This window comes from Saccharopolyspora sp. NPDC045839 (genome assembly GCF_056431645.1).
In genome coordinates this window covers 61,120-82,666 of the sequence record NZ_JBWKKH010000005.1, presented here as the reverse complement: position 1 = coordinate 82,666, position 21,547 = coordinate 61,120, and the positions used below count along the sequence as shown (strand labels likewise).

At 71.4% G+C, this 21,547-nt stretch carries 16 protein-coding genes; 10 read left to right on the top strand and 6 right to left on the bottom strand.

Annotated features, from left to right (window positions below):
- The first annotated feature begins 158 nt into the window (after positions 1–158).
- Entirely contained in the window at positions 159–1,286 is a 1,128-nt protein-coding gene (locus tag AC07EQ_RS09255; protein WP_478387512.1) for a hypothetical protein, read from the top strand.
- On the opposite strand, the gene AC07EQ_RS09250 is transcribed toward AC07EQ_RS09255, so the two are convergent.
- Positions 1,269–4,256 (bottom strand): GH116 family glycosyl hydrolase, encoded by a 2,988-nt coding sequence (locus AC07EQ_RS09250; protein ID WP_478387511.1) that lies wholly within the window; start codon positions 4,254–4,256, stop codon positions 1,269–1,271. The genes AC07EQ_RS09255 and AC07EQ_RS09250 overlap by 18 nt on opposite strands.
- Positions 4,257–4,814: 558 nt before the next feature.
- Here AC07EQ_RS09250 and AC07EQ_RS09245 point away from each other — a divergent pair.
- Positions 4,815–6,065, top strand: a complete 1,251-nt coding sequence (locus AC07EQ_RS09245; protein ID WP_478387510.1) for an MFS transporter — start codon at positions 4,815–4,817, stop codon at positions 6,063–6,065.
- On the opposite strand, the gene AC07EQ_RS09240 is transcribed toward AC07EQ_RS09245, so the two are convergent.
- The gene (locus AC07EQ_RS09240) at positions 6,051–7,202 is read right to left on the bottom strand and encodes a MalY/PatB family protein (protein ID WP_478387509.1); all 1,152 of its coding nucleotides are present in this window, start codon (positions 7,200–7,202) and stop codon (positions 6,051–6,053) included. The genes AC07EQ_RS09245 and AC07EQ_RS09240 overlap by 15 nt on opposite strands.
- Before the next feature lie 82 nt (positions 7,203–7,284).
- Here AC07EQ_RS09240 and AC07EQ_RS09235 point away from each other — a divergent pair, with 82 nt between their 5' ends.
- Positions 7,285–8,307, top strand: coding sequence for a phosphotransferase enzyme family protein (locus AC07EQ_RS09235; RefSeq protein ID WP_478387508.1), 1,023 nt, complete (start codon positions 7,285–7,287; stop codon positions 8,305–8,307).
- Here the strand turns inward: AC07EQ_RS09235 and AC07EQ_RS09230 are convergent.
- Positions 8,304–9,128, bottom strand: a complete 825-nt coding sequence (locus AC07EQ_RS09230; RefSeq protein WP_478387730.1) for an MOSC domain-containing protein — start codon at positions 9,126–9,128, stop codon at positions 8,304–8,306. The genes AC07EQ_RS09235 and AC07EQ_RS09230 overlap by 4 nt on opposite strands.
- 142 nt (positions 9,129–9,270) lie before the next feature.
- Positions 9,271–9,753: an NUDIX hydrolase gene (locus tag AC07EQ_RS09225; RefSeq protein ID WP_478387507.1), complete on the bottom strand. Its 483-nt coding sequence runs from the start codon at positions 9,751–9,753 to the stop codon at positions 9,271–9,273.
- Between the two features lie 114 nt (positions 9,754–9,867).
- On the opposite strand from AC07EQ_RS09225, the gene AC07EQ_RS09220 reads away from it, so the two are divergent.
- Positions 9,868–10,905, top strand: coding sequence for a DNA polymerase IV (locus AC07EQ_RS09220; protein ID WP_478387506.1), 1,038 nt, complete (start codon positions 9,868–9,870; stop codon positions 10,903–10,905).
- A 119-nt stretch (positions 10,906–11,024) separates the two neighbouring features.
- Here AC07EQ_RS09220 and AC07EQ_RS09215 read toward each other — a convergent pair whose 3' ends face one another.
- A complete protein-coding gene (locus tag AC07EQ_RS09215) occupies positions 11,025–11,513 on the bottom strand; it encodes an Lrp/AsnC family transcriptional regulator (RefSeq protein WP_478387505.1) in 489 nt (162 codons plus the stop codon).
- Between the two features lie 133 nt (positions 11,514–11,646).
- Here AC07EQ_RS09215 and AC07EQ_RS09210 point away from each other — a divergent pair, with 133 nt between their 5' ends.
- A complete protein-coding gene (locus AC07EQ_RS09210; RefSeq protein WP_478387504.1) occupies positions 11,647–13,959 on the top strand; it encodes a transketolase-like TK C-terminal-containing protein in 2,313 nt (770 codons plus the stop codon).
- 243 nt (positions 13,960–14,202) lie between these two features.
- Here AC07EQ_RS09210 and AC07EQ_RS09205 read toward each other — a convergent pair whose 3' ends face one another.
- Positions 14,203–14,829 (bottom strand): TetR/AcrR family transcriptional regulator, encoded by a 627-nt coding sequence (locus tag AC07EQ_RS09205; protein ID WP_478387503.1) that lies wholly within the window; start codon positions 14,827–14,829, stop codon positions 14,203–14,205.
- A gap of 89 nt (positions 14,830–14,918) precedes the next feature.
- Here AC07EQ_RS09205 and AC07EQ_RS09200 point away from each other — a divergent pair, with 89 nt between their 5' ends.
- From AC07EQ_RS09200 to AC07EQ_RS09180, 5 genes are all read left to right on the top strand, one after another.
- The gene (locus AC07EQ_RS09200) at positions 14,919–15,743 is read left to right on the top strand and encodes an oxygenase MpaB family protein (RefSeq protein WP_478387502.1); all 825 of its coding nucleotides are present in this window, start codon (positions 14,919–14,921) and stop codon (positions 15,741–15,743) included.
- 131 nt (positions 15,744–15,874) lie between these two features.
- Positions 15,875–16,696 (top strand): alpha/beta fold hydrolase, encoded by an 822-nt coding sequence (locus tag AC07EQ_RS09195; RefSeq protein ID WP_478387501.1) that lies wholly within the window; start codon positions 15,875–15,877, stop codon positions 16,694–16,696.
- Positions 16,697–17,155: 459 nt separating this feature from the next.
- Positions 17,156–18,874, top strand: coding sequence for a TIGR03767 family metallophosphoesterase (locus AC07EQ_RS09190; protein ID WP_478387729.1), 1,719 nt, complete (start codon positions 17,156–17,158; stop codon positions 18,872–18,874).
- 317 nt (positions 18,875–19,191) lie between these two features.
- The gene (locus AC07EQ_RS09185) at positions 19,192–20,067 is read left to right on the top strand and encodes a universal stress protein (RefSeq protein ID WP_478387500.1); all 876 of its coding nucleotides are present in this window, start codon (positions 19,192–19,194) and stop codon (positions 20,065–20,067) included.
- Positions 20,068–20,419: 352 nt separating this feature from the next.
- On the top strand, positions 20,420–21,547 hold the full coding sequence (locus tag AC07EQ_RS09180) for an NDMA-dependent alcohol dehydrogenase (RefSeq protein ID WP_478387499.1): 1,128 nt from the start codon (positions 20,420–20,422) through the stop codon (positions 21,545–21,547).

Here is a 21,547-nt window from a genome sequence, read left to right as displayed (position 1 = left end):
AGCAAAGCGTCCCTTGTGGTGTGGGGGGGGGGGGGGGTTTGTGGAGGAGGGGGGGAGGGACGGGGGTTGTGGTTCGGGGGGGAGGACAGACCACCCAAACCCCCCCACGGCCCCGTTTGGCCGGGGACGGTCAGGGGTCGGTGCCAGAATCTCGTGGCATGGCGAGGAGAACGGTTCGGGCGCTGGCCGGCCTGCTGGTTCGTTCGGGCATGGTGGCGGAGGAGAAGTCCGCCGAAGTGCTGGCCGGCATCGGCGAGCGGAACGATCTGGACGAGGAGCTGGCGGAACACGACATCTTCGGCTGGCTCCCGGAATTCGGCATCGCGATCTCGGTGCACGGTGAAGACGTCGACCACGTCGAGGACTACTACCGGTACCTGCTGGAGCGGGAAGTGACCGCGTGCACGGGTGGCGCGGTGGTCGTCTCGGATCTGGTGCTGGTGCGCGACGAGGACGACGACGAGTTCCTGCACTTCCTGCGCAACGGCGAGTCCGTCTGGTGGTCGGTCGAGCACCAGTCCGATGACTACGCGGACCAGGGAGCGGTGGCGACGCAGCTCATCGACCTGAACCCGGGCGGCGACGATCCGCGCGTGTTCTACCAACTCCGGCGGGAGACGGTGGAGGCATGTCAGGACGATGTGCACGTCCTGGCGTCGCCGGAGCAGGCCAGGGCGCTTCGCGACGAGTTCGGCCTGGGTTTTTACCAGCCGGACGTGGAGTGGCCGCGTCGCGGGGCGGCACCGACGGCGGAGCCGGGCACGGTCGAGTGGTACTTGCAGGAAGACCGCCGGCTCATGACCGAATCGGCCAGGGAATTCCTCGACCGCTGGCTGTCCGATATGGACGATCGGCTCGACGAGTGGCGTGCCGGTTTCCTGCCGGAGGACTTCCCGTTCGACTTCTCCCTCGACTCCCTGGACGCGCTGGGGCGGCTCGTGCTCGACCGGTTCCCCGACCGGCCGGCGGTCCGCGAAGCCGCCGAGGACCCGTTCGTCGTGGGCGCGGTTCGCTACCTCGGCGAGACGCTGATCCGGAACGGGCCGAACCACTGGGGTTACCAGGACCTGGTGGGGGACTCGGACGACTGGACGCCGAAGATCCGGCCCAACACCCCGGACGCCTTCCAGCTGATCGTGACCCCGCTGCACGAGCTCTGCGCTGCCGCCGGCGATCGCGACCCCGGCATCCTCGGCAGGTCGGCCGAGCAGCTGCGCGACTCGGTCGACCGGTACGCGAAGGCGCTGCGGGCACTCGGCTCGATGCGGTCAGAGGTGGACGTCTAGGCGCTGACCTGCGTTGATCGTGCAGGTCTCGGAGAAGCGGAGCAGCGGGCCCGATTCGTCGGCGCTCGCTCGCACGTCGACCGGGGCGCAGCCGAGGGTGGCTCGTGGCTCGGCGGCGGTCGCGTCGAGGCGGAGGGTCCGCAGCTCCAGGCGGCCGTGGTGCAGCTCGATCGTGCTGGTGCGCTGGGATTCGCTCCGCGTCTGCCGGTAGCGGCCCCAGCCCTCGGCCGTCGCGAAGGCGGCCGCGAACTCCTCGGCGCGGATCTTGGGGACGAAGCCCAGGTGCCCGTTGGGACCGTGGTGCTCGAAGCCGAGCGCGCTCAGGTAGGTGCCGAAGCTGGCCATCGAGCGCGCGTAGTGGTCGCTGCACTCGATCTCGTTGTACGGGTTGCGCCGCAGCGGGCCGTACCGGTCGTGCACGGAGCGGGCGATCGCCAGGCCCTCGCCGACCATGCCCTCGGCGATCAGGTGCGCGGCCACCTGGTACTCGATGCCGTGCCAGGCCTCGTTGAAGTAGCTGGTCGACCAGTTGTCGCCGGCCTCGTCGCCGCCGCCGTCCGGCCAGGTGCACATCACCAGCGCCGGGACGTCGGCGTCGTAGAAGATCCGCCCGCCGTCGATCGGGCTGTGCTCCCGGTACTCCATCGGCCGGGGCACGAAGTTGTGCCGCCAGATGCTGCGCAACGCCGACCTGGTCGGCTCGGGCGGCAGCACGCGGGGCAACCCGAGCTGGGCGGCCCAGCTCTGCCCGAGCAGCTGGTCGGCGAAGCAGCCCCGGTTGGTGTTGACCGAGCCCGGGTGCGCCGGGTCGAGCTCGTGCACGAAGTACTCGCCGTTGAACAGGTCCCGGACGATCACCTCGGTCCCGCTGGCGGCCAGTCCGGCGCAGCGCCGGGCGAACGCGTCGTCGCCGACCTCGCAGGCCATCGCCTCCCCGGCCCGCAGCGCCGCGACGTACAGCCCGGAGAGCCAGCTGTTGCGGCCGAACCAGGTGGCGTCCTGGGTGTTGGGCTGCGCACCGTCGAGGATCCCGTCGGGCTCGGCGTCGGAGCCGATCAGGTACTCGACCGCCTGCCGGGTTCGCGGCCAGACGCGCCGCAGCCAGCCGGAATCCGGTGACATCTGGTGCTCGCGGTAGATCCGCAGGATCGTCCCGGCCTGCCCGTCGACGGCCGGGCTGCGGTCGGCCTCGCCGCGCATGCTCAGCTGCCCGGTCGCCGCGTGGAATCCGATGCCCAGGTCGACGCGTTCTCGCGTGTCCCGCTCCACGACCGGGAACAGCCGGGCGAGCGCGTGCGCGTAGTGCCACACGTGCGTGCAGGTGCCGGCGCAGCAGTAGGCGCCCTCCCAGCCGTAGAACCGGCCGTCGGCGAAGCGGTAGCAGGTCGACGTCGACAGGATCGTGGTGTTCGCGGCGACCCGCTCCAGGAACCAGTGCGGCAGCGTCGAGTCCTCGTACCAGGCGCGAGTCCACGCCCGCGTCGCGCCGAGCAGCCGCTCCTGTTCGCGAGCCAGATGCGCGACGACGTCTTGCGCGCTGCCGAAGCGGTTCGCGTAGTGCCGCAGCAGCTCCCGGCCGTGCTCCAGAAAAGCCAGCCCTTCCCGGTCCGGCACCGGGAAGTGCCAGGCCAGCGCGAACCGGATCGTCCGCTGCTCGCCCGGCCTCAGCGTCACGGCCGCCGCGACCACTCCGGCGCCGCGCTGGGTCAGTCCGTCTACTGTGGATGATCCCGGCGCCAGTGCGAAGACGTCGCTCGGTGATTCGAAGGTCTCCGTCGCCGGGCAGATCCGCGCCCGGTCGGCGCCGAGCACGGCCAGGGCGACGCTGCCGTGGTCCGGCAGCTCCGGCAGGGCGGGCTGGGTGGGGGCGTGATCGGTGAGCCGGAGCTGGTCGACGCCGACGTGGCCCCACGGCCCGGTCTCGGCGTCGATGATCTCGATGACCGCGTCCTCGCCCTGCCATGGCCCCAGGTACAGCACCCGGTCGGCGAGCCGGTCGCTGAACGAGCCGGTGGCGGTGCCGACGATCGTGCCGCCCACGACGACGTTGAGGCAGCACGTGCCGGGGTAGTTGCCGCCGCTGAGGCGGAACCGCAGGTAGTTGCGCTCGATCCGGAACGGCTCGCTGCGCAGCGTCCCGGTCGCGCGATCCCGCGCTCCGGCATCGTCGCCGGGGGCGCTCGCGTGCGAATCGGCCATCCGCATCCCGAACGCGCCCGCCTCGCCCTGGTAGCCGGGCCGGTCGAGGGTGCGGACCGGGCCGCTGCCGAACGCGTCGCCGGTCACCGACCAGCCCGCGTAGTCGGGCTTTTCCCAGTCCTCCAGCACGATGTCCGCGCGACCCGGGTTCTCCGGCGCTCCTTCGGCGGCGGTGAACTGCACGCCGGTCACGCCGTCGAGGGCGAACTCCCGGGAGCGCAGCCGGAGCGGCCGGGTGTGCCTGCTGGTCAGGCAGACGGGGTTCGCCAGGAATCCGGCGACCTCGACCTCCGTCGTGGTCGTCCCGGTGTTCGTCGCGGTGTAGTCGAGGAACACGGCGGGGTAGGAGCTGTCGTCGATCTCGGTCGGGACGAACGGCGAGCAGGCGTTCAGCGCGATCCGCACCGGCTCGCCCGGATCGGCGTAATCGACCTCCGCCGCCGGTGGCCGCCCGGTGAAGGTCACCTCCGGGAAGCCGCGCGCGTCGAGCCAGCGGGCGCGCTCGCCGTCGCCGTCGGTGACGCGCACCGCGAAGCTGTGCTTGAACGGCGAGCTCGGCAGCGGTGGCCGGGTGAAGTGCAGGTCGTTGATGTTGGCCGGGGCCGTCCGGTTGTCGACGTCCCAGAGCCACAGGCGCCCGTCGCCGCCCAGGTAGAGCTGCCCGCAGCCGATGCCGCCGATCGGCATCCCGACGAACTTCAGCTCCTCGCCGCGAAACCGGCTCGGGGTGCCGCGGTCGGACAGGTCCTCGCGTTCAGCTTCGGCGGACACGACGCAACTCCCTCTGCGCTACCGCGCGGGTGGCCGATTTCGGTGCGAAACCAGTCGATTCTAGGAATTCACCGCGTGATCGCGTGGTTACTCGGTACGTTGATCATCCGGTCGGAGGAACGGCCGGAGATCGTTACAGGCCGTGAGGATGCCCACTATGCGGGAGCCGTGTCTCGGCAAGTGGTCGGCTGAGGTTTAGAGTGCTGCAGAGGCCGTTTTGAATGGGGTGGTGTGGGTGCGCTAGGGCGGGTTGTTGTTTTGAAGCGGCGCAGCCGCTTAGCCCACCTACGCCGCTTGCACCGCCGCGGGTTCTCAGGGGTCTTCTCGCGAGGACAGCCCCGACGCGTCGTATTGGTCATACGTGTGTCGGGGATCCCACAGCGAGAAGGCGCCTGAGGTTCTGCTACCCGCACCGCCACGCAAAACGAGCCTGGAAATAGGTATTCGTGTCACGAGGAAGGTTTCGGCGCCATGGCGGTCGGCCAAGCCCCAGCACCTGGAGTGCGGGGTTCCGGAGCATCGGGAGATCCCACCCCGCGGAACTCGACCCGGCAGGTCGTGCTCGCCAGCCTCGTAGGCACCTCGATCGAGTTCTACGACTTCTACGTCTACGCGACCGCCGCGGTGCTGGTCTTCCCGCACCTGTTCTTCCCGGCGGGCGACCCCACCGCCGCGACCCTGCAGTCGCTGGCGACGTTCGCGATCGCTTTCGTCGCCCGCCCGGTCGGCTCCGCGCTGTTCGGGCACTTCGGCGACCGCATCGGCCGGAAGTCCACGCTCGTCGCGTCGCTGCTGACGATGGGCATCTCGACCGTGCTGATCGGCCTGCTGCCCGGCTACGAGCAGATCGGCGTCGTCGCGCCGCTGCTGCTGGCGCTGTGCCGGTTCGGCCAGGGCCTGGGCCTCGGCGGCGAGTGGGGCGGCGCCGCGCTGCTGGCCACCGAGAACGCGCCCGCGGGCAAGCGGGCCTTCTTCGGCACCTTCCCCCAGCTGGGCGCGCCGATCGGGTTCTTCTTCGCCAACGGCCTGTTCCTGCTGCTGTCGGAGTTCATGGACGACGCGACGTTCCTGTCCTGGGGATGGCGCGTGCCGTTCCTGGTGTCGGCGGTGCTGGTCGTGGTCGGCCTGTGGGTGCGGCTGAACATGCACGAAACCCCGGCGTTCGCGAAGGTCGTGGCGCGCAACGAGCGTGCGAAGGTGCCGTTCGCGGAGGTCTTCCGCAGCGACCTGAAGGCGCTGGTGCTCGGCACGTTCATCATGCTGGCCACCTACGTGCTGTTCTACCTGATGACGGTGTTCTCGCTGTCCTACGGCACGGCCAAGACCGGCCTGGGCTACGAGCGCTCGCAGTTCCTGGTCATGCTGCTGGTCGGCGTGGTGTTCTTCGGCCTGACGGTCCCGCTGGCCGGCTGGCTGGCCGACCGCTTCGGGCGGCGCCCCACGCTGATCATCACCACCGTCGCGATCATCGTGTTCGGCCTGCTGATGGGCCCGTGGTTCGGCGCGGACTCCGGCGTGGCCACGGTGTCGTACCTGATCGTCGGGCTCGGCCTGATGGGCATGACGTTCGGGCCGATGGGCGCGGTGCTGCCGGAGCTGTTCCCGACCGCGGTCCGCTACACCGGCGCCTCGGTGTCCTACAACCTGGCCAGCCTGCTGGGCGCCTCGGTCGCCCCGTACATCGCGACCTGGCTGGCCAGCTCCTACGGGCTGGGCTGGGTCGGCGTCTACCTGGCGGCGATGGGCGCCGTCACGCTGATCGCGCTGATCATCTCCAGGGAGACCCGCGAGACGTCAATCGAGCACTGAACCCAACCGCGCGAGCAGCTCGTCCAGCAGCGGCAGCGAGGTCGCGTGGTTGAAGCGGACGAAGCCCCGTCCGGCCGTCGAGCCGGGCGGGGCGTAGTTCGTTCCGGAGTTGACCCGGACCCGGGCGTCCCGCAGCAGCACCTCCGCCGGTTCCGGCCCGAGCTCGCGGACGTCCAACCAGGCCAGGAATCCCGCCTGCGCGCGGTGCACCCGGACCCGCGAGCGTTCGCCCGCCCACTCCTGCAACCGGTCGCGCGTGCGGTCCAGGTAGCTGCGCACCGCCGTCAGCCACCCGCCGTCGTCCCGCCACAGGGCGGTCGCGACGGCCAGCCCGGGTGTCGAGGCGCGCATCTTCTCGTACGGCGGGATGGTGTCGAGGAGGTGCTTCGTCGACTCCTGGCACACCAGCACCGCGGACTTGAGCCCCGGGACGTTCCACCCCTTGGACGCGCTGGTCACCGTGACGGACCGGGCGCCGACTGCGGCGAAGGGGACGAAGTCCTGATCGCTCGCGCGCAGCGGCGCGTGGACCTCGTCGCTGATCACGAAAGCCCCGCGCCGGTCGGCGAGTTCCGCGAGCGTCCGCAGTTCGTCGCGCGACCAGATCCGGCCCGTCGGGTTGTGCGGGTGGCACAGCAGCACCGCCTTCGCGCCGGTGGCGAGCGCGCCGGCGACCGCGTCGAAGTCGATCCGCCAGCCGTCCTCGGCGTCGAGCAGCGGGCATTCCCGGACCGGCCGGTCGAGGTGGTCGAGCAGGGCCATGAACGGGGGATAGGCCGGGGTCAGCAGCACGACGCCGTCGCCGGGCGCGGTCAGGCGGCGCACCGCCGCCTCCAAGCCCGCCAGCACGTCGGCGACGGGCGAGACCAGCGCGGGGTCGACGCGCCAATCCTGTTCCCGCGCAACCCAATCCGCGAACGCCGCGAGGTGCTCGTCGATCACCGGGTAGCCGAAGTCGGCGCGCTCGACCAGCTCCAGCAGCACGTCGCGGGCCACCGGGCACAGCGGGTAGTCCATCTCGGCGACCCAGGCGGGCAGGACGTCGGGATCGACCAGGGCCCACTTCTGGGAGCTGCGCCGCCGCAGCTCGTCGGGGCGCAGGGCGTCGAATTCGGCGTGCAGTTCCGCAACCGTCATTCTCGTCATTATGCGGTGGCGGCGTTGCTCGATCGGCGAAATTCGTTGGCGCGACGCCGGGTTCGCGTGGTTAGGTGCGGTCATGTCCGACATCGCCGCTGCTGAGCGCCTGCGGGCGTGGGTTCGGGAAGACTTCGGCGTCGACCTCGTGGCGATCGATCCGGTAGGCAGCGGTGTGGACGTGGCCGCCGAGGTCCGGCGCGGCACTTCCGCGGCGGGGGAGCGGTACGCGGTCAAGTGGAGCGGCGGCGGCACGACGGCGGGGCTGGCGGTGTCGGCGTGGCTCGCCGGGCGCGGAGTGCCGGGCGTCGCCGGGCCGGTGCCGACGCGTAGCGGCGGGTTGTGGAGCGAGCGCGCGGGGCGCCGGCTGTCCCTGGCGCCGTGGGCGTCCGACGAGGGCGCGCTGGATGGCGGGATGACGGCGGAGCACTGGCAGGCTTATGGAGCAATGCTCGCGCAGGTGCACGCCATGCCGGTGGCGGAGGCGCCGGAGTCGCTGCCGCGCGAGGAACACACGCACGAGCGCTGGGCATCGGCGGTGCGCGTGCTCCACGGCGAGTGCACTTCCGGCGAACTTCCGGACGACCACCTCGTCCGTTCCCTGGCCGCGGAGTGGCGCTCGGCGGCGGACCGCATCGCGGCGCTGCTGACGCACGCCGATGCCGTGGGGCGGAAGCTCCGCGCCCAGTACGCGCCCGAGGTCGTCTGCCACGGCGATCCGCACCTGGGGAACCTGCTGCTGCGCGGTGCGGGGGTGTCCCTGATCGACTGGGACGACGCGGTCCTCGCCCCGCGCGAACGCGATCTCCTGTTCGTGATCGGCGGTGTGCTGCTGCCGTTCGCGCCGATCGGCCGGCAGGAGCAGCAGTGGTTCTTCGCCGGGTACGGGCCGGTGGACATCGACCCGGACCGCCTGGCCTACTACCGGTGCGTGCGCGCCCTGGGGGACCTCGCAGTGCCGGCCGCGCAGGTGCTGGAGAACCGCGCCCCGGAGGCCGAGCGAGCGGAAGCGCTGGCCCTCTTCCGGGGCGTGGTGTCGTCCGCCGGCCTCGCCGGCCTCGCCCTCGCCTCGGCGGGCAACGGCTCCCCGGCGGCCACGAGCTAGATCTCGGCTTCACCCCAGGATTCGACGACGACCTTGTTGCCGACGGACAACCTGCCCGGTCGGACGACTGCGAACTTGGTGCCGAAGGCGATCCCCGCATCCGCCCGCCGGTACCGGGCGAGGGTGCGCAGCGGCTGCGGGCCGGCTCGAAGACCGGACTCCTGGTCGACGGTCGTGACGGCGCAGCGGATCGCGAGCTTGGCGTAACCCAGCGCCGCTTCGCCGATCGAGATCGTGCGCGCCAGGTCTTCGGTGTGCGGGTCGTCCCAGCCGCTGATCACGATGTTGGGCCGGAACCGGTTCATCGGCAGCGGCGCCGAACCGTCCTCCGCCAGCCGCTCGTCGAGCAGGTCCAGCGACGCCGTGGAGATCAGGTGCACGGGGCAGCTGTCGGCGTAGCCGGACGTCCCGGGGGTCGCGCCGTCGGTCACGCGGTCGTGCTCGGGCGGGACCCGCACCAGCCGGCTTGGCGCGCCGAGCAGGTCGGAGAACCACTCCGCGACGGCCTCGCCCTGGTCGATGCCCAGGTACGGCGCGCCGAACAGGTCGACCGGGCGGCGCGCACCGGTGCTGTTCACGGCGACGGTCAGCGGGTCGGTTCCCGGCGCCGAGAGGGTCATCAGGTCCCCGTCGACCCGGGGCTGAGCCAGCGCGAGCCGGGGATGTCTGCGCTGGGTCCGGTAGGTGCCGTCGAGGTCGACGACCATGAACGCGCGATCGTGTTCGAGCCCGGCGGGGGTCAGCGTGGCACCGCTCGTCGCGATTCCCGCGCATCCCTTCACCGGGTAGCTGATGAGAGCGGCGATCTCGCCTGGCGCGATGAACGTAGCGCACCTCCTCGGTCAGGAGGCGCCCTTGTGTCCCTTCGCGTCGGCGGCCAAGCGTGGCGGGCACGGCCCGTCGCAGCGCCTCTCGACCGCGTTGCTGAGAAGCTTGCCGATTCGTGGCCTCGTAGTCAACTGGTTATCGCGGCAGGCGGCCGGTGGTGCGCAGCAGGTCGAGCAGGCGGTCGACGAACTCGGCCTGGGCGGCGTTGAGCTTCTCGCGGGCGGTGTCCGGATCGCACCACAGGGCCCGGTCGACCTCCGGGAAGCTCTGGCGGCGGCCCGACTTCGGCGGCCACTCCACCTCGAACTCGTTGCTGCGCAACGCGGTCGGGTCGAAGTCGCCCTCGACGGCCCAGGCGGTCACGAGCTTGCCGTTGCGCTGCTTCACCTCGCCCAGCGGCGACAGCTCGCGGTCGGTCAGCGGCATGCCGGTCTCCTCGGCGAATTCCCGGACCGCCGCCGACCGCGCCTCCTCGTCGGGCTCGTGCTCGCCCTTCGGGATGGACCAGGCACCGGCGTCCTTCTTCCGCCAGAACGGGCCGCCCGGGTGCACCACGAGGACCTGCGGAGATCCGTCCTCGACCTTGAACAGCAGGATGCCGGCGCTTCGCTTGCTCACGCCACCAGTGTCGCGCACCCACCCCGGCGCGCGCGACGGCGGTGTCCGATGTGGATGGTGACGCGCCGGCGGTCAGCCCTGGCGCAAATCCCGGAACGCGTCGATGCTGGCAGCGTGGAACGGGTCGTGCTGCACGTGGATCTCGATCAATTCATCGTCGCCGTGGAGCTGTTGCGCCATCCCGAGCTGCGCGGGCGGCCGGTGCTCGTCGGCGGCTCCGGTGACCCGAAGCAGCGCGGCGTCGTGGCCGGGGCGTCCTACGAGGCCCGCGAGTTCGGGGTTCGCTCCGGCACGCCGCTGCGCACCGCCGCGGCCCGCTGCCCGGAGGCGGTGTTCCTGCCCGCCGACCGCGAGACCTACCTCGCCGCGTCCGCCGACGTGATGGCGGCGCTGCGGGAGATCGGCGGCATCCTGGAGGTCGCCGGGTGGGACGAGGCGTTCATGCTGGTCGACACCGAGGACGCCGGGCTGACCGCGCGATCGGTGCAGCAGCACGTGCGGGAGCGCACCGCGCTGGCGTGCTCGGTGGGCATCGGCGACAACAAGCTCCGCGCGAAGCTGGCATCCGGGCTGGCCAAGCCGGCCGGGGTGTTCCGGCTGGACATGTCCAACTGGGTCGAGGTGATGGCGCACCGGCCGCCGGAAGCGCTGTGGGGCGTCGGCGCGAAGACGGCGAAGAAGCTCGCCGCGCGCGGCATCGCCACGGTCGGCGACCTGGCGAGGACGGCGATGGCGGACCTCGCGGGCGAATTCGGCCCCAACATCGGGCCGTGGCTCGTCGCGCTCGCGCACGGCTACGACTCGACCCCGGTCACCGACGAGCCCTACCAGGCCCGCTCGCACGGCCGGGAGGTCACCTTCCAGCAGGACCTGCGCGACGAGGCCGAGATGCGCTCGGAGATCACCCGCCTCTCGCACGTCGTGGCGGACGACCTCGCGGCCGAGGACGTCCTGGCCCGCCGCGTCGTCGTGAAGGTGCGGGATTCCCGCTTCGCCACCCACACCCACGGCGTGTCCCTCCCGGCCCCGACCCGCGACGCCGGGGCTATCGACGGCGCGGCCCAGACGGCCCTCGGCCGGTTCCCACTGGACCGCCCGGTCCGCCTCCTCGGCGTCCGGGCCGAGATCGCCCGGGCCAGTGGGGTGAGGTGAACGGACTGTTCGCGTCGTTAGGTGGAGTGAACGGTCCGTTCGCTCGGGAACGGTGAGTTGGGTGGGGTGAGGTGAATGGACTGTTCGTGTCGTTAGGTGGCGTGAACGGTCCGTTCGCTTCAGTCCGCGCCCTCGCGTTCGGCGAGGGCCTTGCGCAGCAGCGGGGTCAGGCGGAAGTCGACGAGGCTGCGCATCGCCAGCGCGAAGTTGGTGCGCTCCACGCCGGGCGTCGCCAGGACCTGCCCGGCGATCCGGTACAGGTCGTCGGCGTCCACCGCGACCACCCGCACCAGCAGGTCGGTCGCGCCGGTGAGGCCGAAGACCTCGACGATCTCCGGGATCTGCGCCATCGACTCGGCCAGCTCGCCGAGCATCTGCTGGGTGACCTGCACGGTGATGAACGCGGTCAGGGGGTGGCCGAGCGAGGCCGGGTCGATGCGCCGCTCGAACGACCCGAGCCTGGGCTCCAGCTTGGCGAGCCGGGCCTGCACCGTGTTGCGGGACAGCCCGACGCGTTCGGCCAGCGCGACCACCGTCGCGCGCGGCTCCTCCCGCAGCGCCAGCAACAGCCGGATGTCCACCTCGTCGAGCGTGTCAGCGCTGGGCACAATGCTCACCTCCGTCGGCTCGCACCGAGCCGTGCCGGTGCAGAATGCGTAAGATCAGGTCCACGACTTGTGCAGTGATTGTGCTCTTGGTGTTCTCGTCGAAGCAATGTGGCAACTTTCCCGAGGAGGCGCGATGACCAGCGCGGCACCGGTCCAGGCGGCGACGGCCGAATCCCTGCGCGAGGTCGAGCAGCGGGTGCTGTGGTTGTCGACCGCGATCATCGACCACGCCAACCGGGTGCGGCCCAACGCCTCGGGGCTCAAGGTCGGCGGGCACCAGGCGTCCTGCGCCTCGATGGTGTCGATCATGACGTCGCTGTACTTCGAGCACCTGACAGCGGCGGACCGGGTCTCGGTGAAGCCGCACGCGTCGCCGGTGCTGCACGCGATCAACTACCTGCTCGGCGAGCTCGACGAGGCGCACCTGACCACGCTGCGCGAGTTCGGCGGCCTGCAGAGCTACCCGAGCCGCACCAAGGACCCCGACCCCGCAGACTACTCGACGGGCTCGGTCGGACTCGGCGCCACCGCCCCGATCTGGGGCGCGGTGGCCCGCCGCTACGTCGACAGCCACGTCGGCGGCGCGGGCACCGGGCGGCAGTACTCGCTGCTGGGCGATGCGGAGCTGGACGAGGGCGCCTGCTGGGAAGCGATCATGGACCCGACCGTCGCCGACCTCGGCGAGGTCGTCTGGATCGTCGACCTCAACCGCCAGTCCCTGGACCGGGTCGTGCCGAACATCGCGGCCAACCGCCTGCAGGGCATGTTCGCCGCCGCCGGCTGGCAGGTGCTCACCCTGAAGTACGGGCGGCTGCTGGAAGAGCTGTTCGCCCGGCCGGGCGGCGACGCGCTGCGGGCGCGCATCGACGGCATGAGCAACCCGGAATACCAGCGGTTGCTGCGCTGCACACCGGAACAGCTGCGAGAGCGGCTGCCCGGCGCCGGCGGCGGGGAGATCGCCCGGCTGCTGTCCGATGTGGACGACGAGGCGCTGGCCGCGGCGATCCGCAACCTCGGCGGGCACGACCTGGCGGCGCTGGACGGCGCGTTCCGGGCCATCGACGACACCCGGCCGACCGTCATCTTCGCTTACACCATCAAGGGATACGGCCTGGCCAGCGAGGGCCACCCGCAGAACCACGGCTCGCTGCTGAGCGCCGAGCAGATGCGGCAGCTCGCCGAGAGCGTCGGCGCCGATCTGAACGACCCGTGGCACCGCTTCGAGACCGGCAGCCCGGCGGGTCGGCGGTGCTCCGACGCCGCCGCGCGCCTGCGCCGCCGCGAGCGCCCGCAGGTGTCCCCGCCGGAGCTGCCGGCGGACATCGGGCGGACGCCGACCGGCACCACGACCACGCAGGCCGCGCTCGGCCGCGCGCTGCTGGACCTGACGCGCGGCGCGCCGGACGCCGCGGCGCGGATCGTGACGCTGGCACCGGACGTCAGCTCGTCGACGAACCTCGGTGGCTGGCTGAACAAGGTCGGCGTGTGGTCGCCCACGGAGCGGGTCGACTGGTTCGCCGACGACGCCGAGACCATCCTGCACTGGCGGGAACGCCCGGCCGGTCAGCACATCGAGCTCGGCATCGCCGAAACGAACCTGGTCGGGCTGCTCGGCGAGCTCGGCGCCACCTGGAGCCGCTGGGGCCAGCCGCTGCTGCCGATCGGCGTGGTCTACGACTGCTTCGTCGGGCGCGCGCTGGAACCGTGGTCGTTCGGGATGTACGCGGGCGGCCAGTCGATCCTGGTGGGCACGCCCTCGGGCGTCAGCCTCGCGCCGGAGGGCGGCGCGCACCAGTCCGTGATCACGCCGTCGATCGGCCTGGAACAGCCGGGTCTGACCAGCTACGAGCCGGCGTTCGCCATCGACACCGAATGGTGCCTGCTGGCCTCGCTGGCCCGCCTCGGCAGGCCCGACGGCGGCTCCGCCTACCTGCGCCTGTCGACCCGGCCGGTCGACCAGACGCTCGCGGCGGTGCCCGCCGACCCGGCGGCCCGCGAGCGCCGTCGCCGCCTGGCGATCGGCGGCGCGTACCCGCTGCGCCGCCACGAGGCGCCGGAGGTGACGTTGGCGGCGATGGGCGCGCTGGTGCCCGAAGCGCTGGCGGCCGCCGACCGGCTCGAAGCGCAGGGTGTCGGCGCGGACGTGGTGTGCGTGACCAGCCCGGGCCTGCTGTTCGAGGCGTTGCGGGCGCGCCAGGGAGCCGGTGGCTCTGCGGGCATCCTGGATCAGGTCTTCCCGGCACACCGGGCGACGCCGCTGGTGACCGTCCTAGATGGACACCCGCACACGCTGGCGTTCCTGGCGGGGATCAACCGGGTCCGGGCGGCCCACCTCGGCGTCACGAACTTCGGTCAGTCGGGCTCCCTGGAGGACGTCTACCGCTACCACGGCCTGGACGCGGACACGATCGTCCGCACGGCCCTCGACACCACCGACCACGCCTGACGCGCCAGGGCGGGGATTCCAATTTTGCCTAAAATTGGAATCCCCACCCGGCTCCCGCTTTCCCCAAGGGGCCGGCTCGGAAGCGCTCCGGGCCGGCTCGTCCGAAGGCGCCCGACGCCCTGGGGTCCAGGCGGTGAACTCTCACGCGTGCCCGCCTCCCGCACTGAAACGGGCCCTGAAGTCGGGGGCTCGGCCCGCCCGCGGGTGGGTTCCGATTTTGCCTAAAATTGGGAAATTCCTTGGTCAGGTGGTGAATCCTGCTGCTATGGCCAGGAAGATCTCGGTGCAGTGGTCGATGAGGCGGGCTTCGTCGACGTCCAGGGTGCCGTCCAGCCAGGCCGTCAGGGTCTGCGCCAGGCCGCCCACGATGAAGTGCGTCGTGAGTTCGAGGTGCGGGGTTCCGGTGATGCCGTAGAAGTCCTTCGCCTGACCGCCCAGCAGTGCGGCGAACAGTCTCGAGGAGTCCAGGCGGCGCTGCGCCAGCAGGGGACTGGAGAGCGAGATCGAGAACAGCAGCCGGCCGCGCCTCGGGTCGTGGGCGATCGTGCGGACGATGTTCTCCAGTCCCGCCCGGACCTTGGCCCGTTCGCCCGGCGCCGCCGAGCTGACCGCGTCGAGAGTCGTCGTGGCGAGGTCGTCGACGACGTGGTCGTACACCGCCGCCGCCAGCGCGTCGCGGTCGGCGAAGCTCTCGTAGAAGTAGCGCGTCGCCAGGCCCGCCCGCTGGCACGCCCCGCGCACCGTCAGGGTCGGGCTGTCGCCCGGCGCGCCGAGCAGGTCCAGTCCGGCCTCGATGAACTGCGCCCGGCGCTCGGCCCGGCGGTCATCGCCCTGCACTCCGCCGTAGACCCGCAGTGGAGACGTGCTCATCCGCTCATCTTGACAGATCGCCGGGACCGCTGTTCCCTATCTGGGAACGACCGTGTGCAGAATGGGCCTCGGTGCGGAGGGTGGCGGCGGTGGCTGTTTCGGCGACGAAGGTCAGGCGGATCGAGGACGCGGTGCTCGGTGTCGGCCTGCTGGCCGGCAACGCGAACGTGATCATGCAGCTGGCCCGCCCCGGGGTGGGGTACGGCGTGGTGGAGAGCAGGGTCGAATCCGGCCAGCTGTTCCGGCACCCGGTGAAGCGGACCCGCACGACCCTCGCCTACCTGGTGGTCGCGGCGATGGGCACCGACCGGGAGAGGGAGCTGTTCCGGCGCGAGGTGAACCGGGCGCACGCGCAGGTGCGCTCGACGGATTCGAGCCCGGTCGCCTACAACGCCTTCGACCCGGACCTGCAGCTGTGGGTCGCGGCCTGCCTGTACAAGGGCTTCGAGGACAACTACCGGATCTTCTTCGGCGAGCCCGACGCCGCCACGGCGGACGCCTTCTACCGGGAGGGCGCGGTGCTGGGCACGACCCTGCAGGTGCCTGCGGAGGCGTGGCCGCCGGACCGGGCCGCCTTCGAGGAGTACTGGGCGGAGTCGCTGGAGCGCATCTCGATCGACGACACCGTGCGCGCCTACCTCTACGACGTGACGATGCTGGCCTGGCTGCCGCGCCCGTTGGCGCTGCTCTTCGGCCGCTTCAACAGGTTCGTGACGACCGGGTTCCTGCCGGAGCGGTTCCGCGCGGAGATGCGGCTGCCGTGGAAGGGCCGGGACCAGCGCCGGTTCGACGCGCTGATGTCGGTGCTGGCGGCGATCGTGCGGCGGGTGCCGCCGGTGGTGCGCCGGTTCCCGTTCAACCTCATCCTCTGGGACCTGCGGCGCCGGATCGGGGCGGGCCGCCCGCTGGTCTAGGGGGCCGCTGTGGGCGGTCCGGTGGCGGCTGCCGGGTACTACTCGTCGTGCCATGCCCCTGCTCGCGTCCCCGGAATTTCGCTAGAGTTAAACACTAGAGTTGAAATCTAGCGATTTAAGGGGTCCGGCGCATGGGATACACCTCGGTGGGCGGCCTGCGGTTCCGCTACGAGTTCAGCGGGGCGGGGGAGCCGGTCGTGCTCGTGCACGGGTCCTGGGACGACCTCCGGGGCTGGGATGCGGTGGCGCCGCGCCTGGCCGGCCGGTTCCGGGTTCTCGGCTACGACCGGCGCGGTCATGGCGAGAGCGAATGCCCGCCGGGGCAAGGGCGGATGGGCGAGGACGTCGCGGATCTCGCCGCGCTCCTCGAACGACTGGAGCACGCTCCGGCCCACGTGGTCGGGCATTCCTACGGCGCGACGATCGCCTTGTCCCTGGCCGCGAGCCGCCCGGAGCTGTGCCGCAGTCTCGTCGTGCACGAACCGCCCCTGTTCGGCCTGTTGGCCGGGACGGCTGCACAGCCGCTTTTCGACGAGGTTCGACGGCGCATGAACCGGGTCGTGGAACTGCTGGCGGAGGGTGCGGCCGAGCGCGCCACCGAGCTGTTCGTGGACGAAGTCGGTTTCGGGCCGGGCACCTGGGAGCACGTTCTGGATTCGCGGCTGCGGCGGACGTTCGTCGCCCACGCCGACACCTGGCTCGACCAGTCCCGCGATCCGGATCGGCTGGTGCTCGGCGTCGACCGGCTCGCCGGTATCCGCGTTCCGACGCTGATCACGCGGGGCGACCGGGGATTGCCGTGGTACCCGCCGGTGATGGAGGTCGTCGAGCGGGTGATCCCGGGCGCGCGGTCGCGGAAGATCAGCGACTGCGCTCATGCCCCGCACCTGACCCACGCGGCGGAGTTCGCGATGGTCATCGCCGAGTCGGCGGCCGGGAGGGCGTACGAGTAGGCCGGCGGCAGGTACGGCGACGACGGGCCTGCTTCGCCGACGGTGGTGGCGGTGACCGTCATGCACACCGCGACATCGTCGGCGCTGATGGTGTACCGCTCCACCGTCACCTGACCCTCGTGAGCGCGGCCGAGATCAGCATGGAGCGGCGTTCCTCCGGGGGTGGATGTTCGGCCCCGATCGTTCTCGTCGGCCGCGCATCGGTTGGGACGCGACCCGCGCTCGCCCGGTTCCCGCTGTTCGGGGAGCCGGGCCGGGGTCGTGCGTGCAAAAGCCGGTAAGAGCCGGTTTTCGCGCTCACGACCGGGACCGGCCGATGTGGACCGAGCGGCCCGGCGGTCGAATCGTCGGGTTTCGTTCTCCTGATCGTCACCTGCTCGGGGGTGTGCTGCGCCCAGTAAACATGAAAGATTTTCTGATCAGTTGGTTGATCAGGGACGCAAGGACTGGGAACAAGACATGGCAGCGATGAGCAGGCGCGGTTTCCTCCGGGCCGCGGGCATCACCGGAACCGTCCTCGGCAGCGGCTCGCTCGGCGCCGGCCCGGCGCTCGCCAGGGGCACCAATCCGAGGGTGGTCAACGCCGCCGGGACGACCCTGCAGCGCACGGCCGTCGCCGCACCCGGTAGCGGCTACCGGCGCTTGGTGGCCGGCCCGGGCTGGTCGCAGGTGGTGCGCACCGACCTGGTCGAGGGCCGCGCGGGCCGGGACGACCGCCGGGTGCCCATCGCCTCCTTCGTCCAGTTCACCGACCTGCACCTGGTGGACGCGCAGAGCCCGGCGCGGTTCGAGTACGTGCATCCGTTGACGGGCGGGGCGTGGCGTCCGCAGGAGACGCTCGGCGCGCTGGCCGCGGCGCACCTGGTGCAGCGGGTCAACGCCCTGCCGGGCGGGCCGGTCACCGGCCGGCCGCTGGACTTCATGATCACCACCGGCGACAGCACCGACAACCACGAGCAGGCCGAGCTCGACTGGTACTTCGCGGTGCTCAACGGCGGGCGGCTGGCGCAGAACACCGGCGACCCCGGCAACTACGAGGGCGTGCAGAACTCCGGCGACCCGCTGTACTGGCATCCCGAAGGCGGCGTCGCGGACCGGTTCCGCGAGCGCGGTTTCCCGGTGCTGGACGGGTTCTTCGCGGACGCGCTCCGGCCGTTCGACAGCCCCGGGCTGCGCATCCCGTGGTACGCGGTCTTCGGCAACCACGACAACGCCGTCGTCGGGACGGTGCCCGACGAGCTGATCCCGGGCCTGCACAACTGGTACACGGGCTCGCGCAAGATCATCGGCCGGGACGAACGCGAGACCCGCGAGGTCGCCGCCCTCCTGCGCGGCGACCGGCAGCGGTCGGCGCTGGCGGTGGAAACCCGCAGCGGCATCATCCGCACCGTCACGCCCGACGAGCGCCGCCGGCCGTTCAAGACCGAGGAGTTCATCCAGGCCCACCTGGACCCGGCCAACACCGGGCCGGGGCCGGTCGGCCACGGCTTCGACGCCGACCACACCGAGCCGTACTACACCTTCCAGATCGCGCCCGGCGTCACCGGCATCAGCCTGGACAGCACGAACACCGCCGGCTTCGCCGAAGGCTCCCTCGGGCTCGCCCAGTACCAGTGGCTGGAGGAGGTGCTCACGCGCGGCAGCTCGGAGTACTACGACGCCTTCGGGCGCAAGCAGCGGCAGTCCGCCTCCGACGAGCTCTTCGTGCTGTTCAGCCACCACACCAGCGCGTCGATGACGGCGCTGCTGCCGGACTTCCGCAGGCCCGGCGAGATCCGCAAGAGCGGCAACGCGGTGGTGCGGCTGCTCAAGCGCTTCCCCAACGTGCTGGCCTGGGTCAACGGGCACATCCACCGCAACGCGATCACGCCGCACCACGCCGACGATCCGGCGTGCGGGTTCTGGGAGATCAACACGGCGTCCCATGTGGACTTCCCGCAGCTCGCGCGCGTCATCGAGCTGGTCGACAACGGCGACGGCACGCTGTCGCTGTTCACCACGCTGATCGAGGCCGACAGCCCGTACCAGGCCGACTACGACGACCGCTCACCGGCGGGCCTCGCCTCGTTGTACCGGGAACTGTCGTTCAACGACCCGCACACCGACCTCGCGCAGCTCGGCGAGCCCGGCGACCGCAACACCGAGCTGTTCGTCGCCGGGCGCATGCCCACCCGCTGAGTACCTGTCTGGCGAACTCGTTTTGCGTGGCGGTGCGGGTGGCGGCCCCCCTGCGGGAATTGCGGCCGCCGCCTGACTGTGGGATCCCCGACTTACGTATGACCAATACGCGGCATCGGGGCTGTCCTCGCCAAGAACCCCGACGGGGTGGGCACCGTCTGAGAACCCGCAGCGGTGCGAGTTGCGAGGGCGGGCTAAGCGGCTGCGCCGCTTCAAAGACAAGAACAATCCAGGTTCAAAGGCAGACGCTGAACGCGCGAGCCGAGGCGGGCTGGACCACCCTGGTGTCGTGACGCGACAGGCACCGGGAGGCTGAGATGGACGGCGGACCTGTGGTCGTGGGCGTGGACGGCTCGGCGGTCGCGCGCAACGCCGCGCGCTGGGCGGCGCGGGAGGCGGTGCGACGGCGGGTCGGCCTGCGGATCGTCTACGCGGACGCGGCCGCGCAGCCGGTGCCGGCGGATTCGCACCGGGCGAAGGAGCACCACCTCCGCGACGAGGTCGCCCGCTGGCTCGCGGCGAGCACGGACGCCGCGCGGGAGCAGGAACCCCTGGTGCCCATCGACGCCGCGGCCGTGCGGGGCACGGCGGAGAAGGTGCTCATCGCGGAGTCCGAGCAGGCCGGGCTCCTGGTGGTCGGGGATCGCGGGTTCGGCGGGTTCACCGGCCTGCTGGCAGGGGCGGTCGCGGTGAAGGCCGCCGCGCACGCGCGCTGCTCGGTGGCCGTCGTGCCGGACACCGGCGAGCCGCTGACCTTCCCGGTGACCGGCCCGGTGGTGGCCGGGGTGGACGATGCCCGGTCCTCCGGACAGGTGCTGGCGCACGCCTTCGCGGTGGCGGTGTCCCGGGCGGTGCCGGTGCACGTCGTGCACGCCTGGGAGGTGGTCGGGATCGACCTCAGATGGCTGCGGACGCGGCTGCCCGAGGAGGAGGTCAGCGAGAACGAGCAGCGGTTCGTCGCCGAGGCCCTGGCGGGCTGGGCCGAGCGGTTCCCCGACGTCGAGGTGCGGCGGTTCGTCGGTCGCGGATCGCCCACCGGGGAACTGCTCGCCCGCGCCGCGAAAGCCCAGCTCGTCGTGGTGGGCGCGCGCGGCCGGGGCGGCGTCGCGGGCGCCCACCTGGGCTCGACGAGCCACAAGCTGATCCACCACTCGCCGTGCCCGGTGCTCGTCGTCCGCGACAACCCGAGTTAGGAATGGTTTCAGAATGGGTTTGCGTGGCGGTGCGGGTAGCGGAACCTCAGACGCCGCCTGGACTGTGGGAGCCCCGACTTACGTATGACCAATACGCGGCATCGGGGACTGGCCTCGCCCAGTAGCCCAGAAGGGCGGGCACCGTCTGAGAACCCGCGGCGGTGCGAGCTGAGTCCCACACCGCATGCGGCTGACGCCGCATTCTGAAAAAGCCTCTTAGGAATCCCCTTTCGGCGCAACCGAGTTCTGCTCCGGTAGCCCACTGGTGATCACCCCTTGACGGCGTTCCCCGGATTTTCCATGCTCGGGTGGCCATATGTGACCTCGAACGCCATTCGACGAGGAGTGGGACATGAAGACCAAGGCTGCAGTGCTGCACGGTCCCGGCGAGGACTGGGAAATCGAGGAGATCGACCTGGGTGACCCGGTGGCCGGCGAGGTGCAGGTGCGGCTGGCGGCCTCGGGGCTGTGCCACTCCGACGAGCACCTGCGCACCGGCGCTAGCCCGGTCGCGTTCTACCCGGCGGTGGGCGGGCACGAGGGCGCCGGGGTGGTCACGAAGGTCGGGCCCGACGTCACCGGCATCGAAGAGGGCGACCACGTCGTGCTGGCGTTCATCCCCGGTTGCGGGGCGTGCCGGGCGTGCGCGCGCGGGATGCAGAACCTCTGCGACGCGGGCGGAAGCCTGATGACCGGCAAGGCGATTTCCGATGGCACGCACCGGTTGTTGTTGCGCGGCAAGCCGATGGTGCCGATGTGCCTGCTCGGGACCTTCGCCCCGTACGTGACCGTCAACCAGGCATCGGTGATCAAGATCGAGGACGACGTCCCGCTGGACAAGGCCGCGCTGCTGGGCTGCGGCGTGTCCACCGGCTGGGGTTCGGCGACCGAGGTCGGCAACACCCGCGCCGGCGACACCGTGGTGGTCGTGGGCGTCGGCGGCGTCGGCATCAACTCGGTGCAGGGCGCGGCGGCCGCCGGGGCGCGCTACGTGATCGCGGTCGACCCGGTGGCGTTCAAGCGGGAGAAGGCGCTGGAACTCGGCGCCACGCACGCCTTCGAGTCGATGGCCGACGCGGCGGGCCCGGTCGGCGAGCTGACCTGGGGGCAGAACGCCAACACCGTCATCCTGACCAAGGGCGTGGTCAAGGGCGAGGACCTGCAGCCGGCGCTGAGCATGACGGCCAAGGGCGGCCAGGTCGTGGTCGTCGGCATGGGTCACTACCAGCAGATCGACGCCTCGGTGAGCTTGTTCGAGCTGACGCTGCTGCAGAAGCGCGTGCAGGGCGCCATCTTCGGCGGCGTCAGCCCGCGCACCCAGATCCCGCGGCTGCTGGAGCTCTACCGGCACGGCACGTTGAAGCTCGACGAGCTGATCACCAGCACCTACCGGCTGGAGGACATCAACGCCGCCTACCAGGACATGCGCGACGGCAAGAACCTGCGCGGCATGGTCGTCTACGGCGACGCCGACCACTGA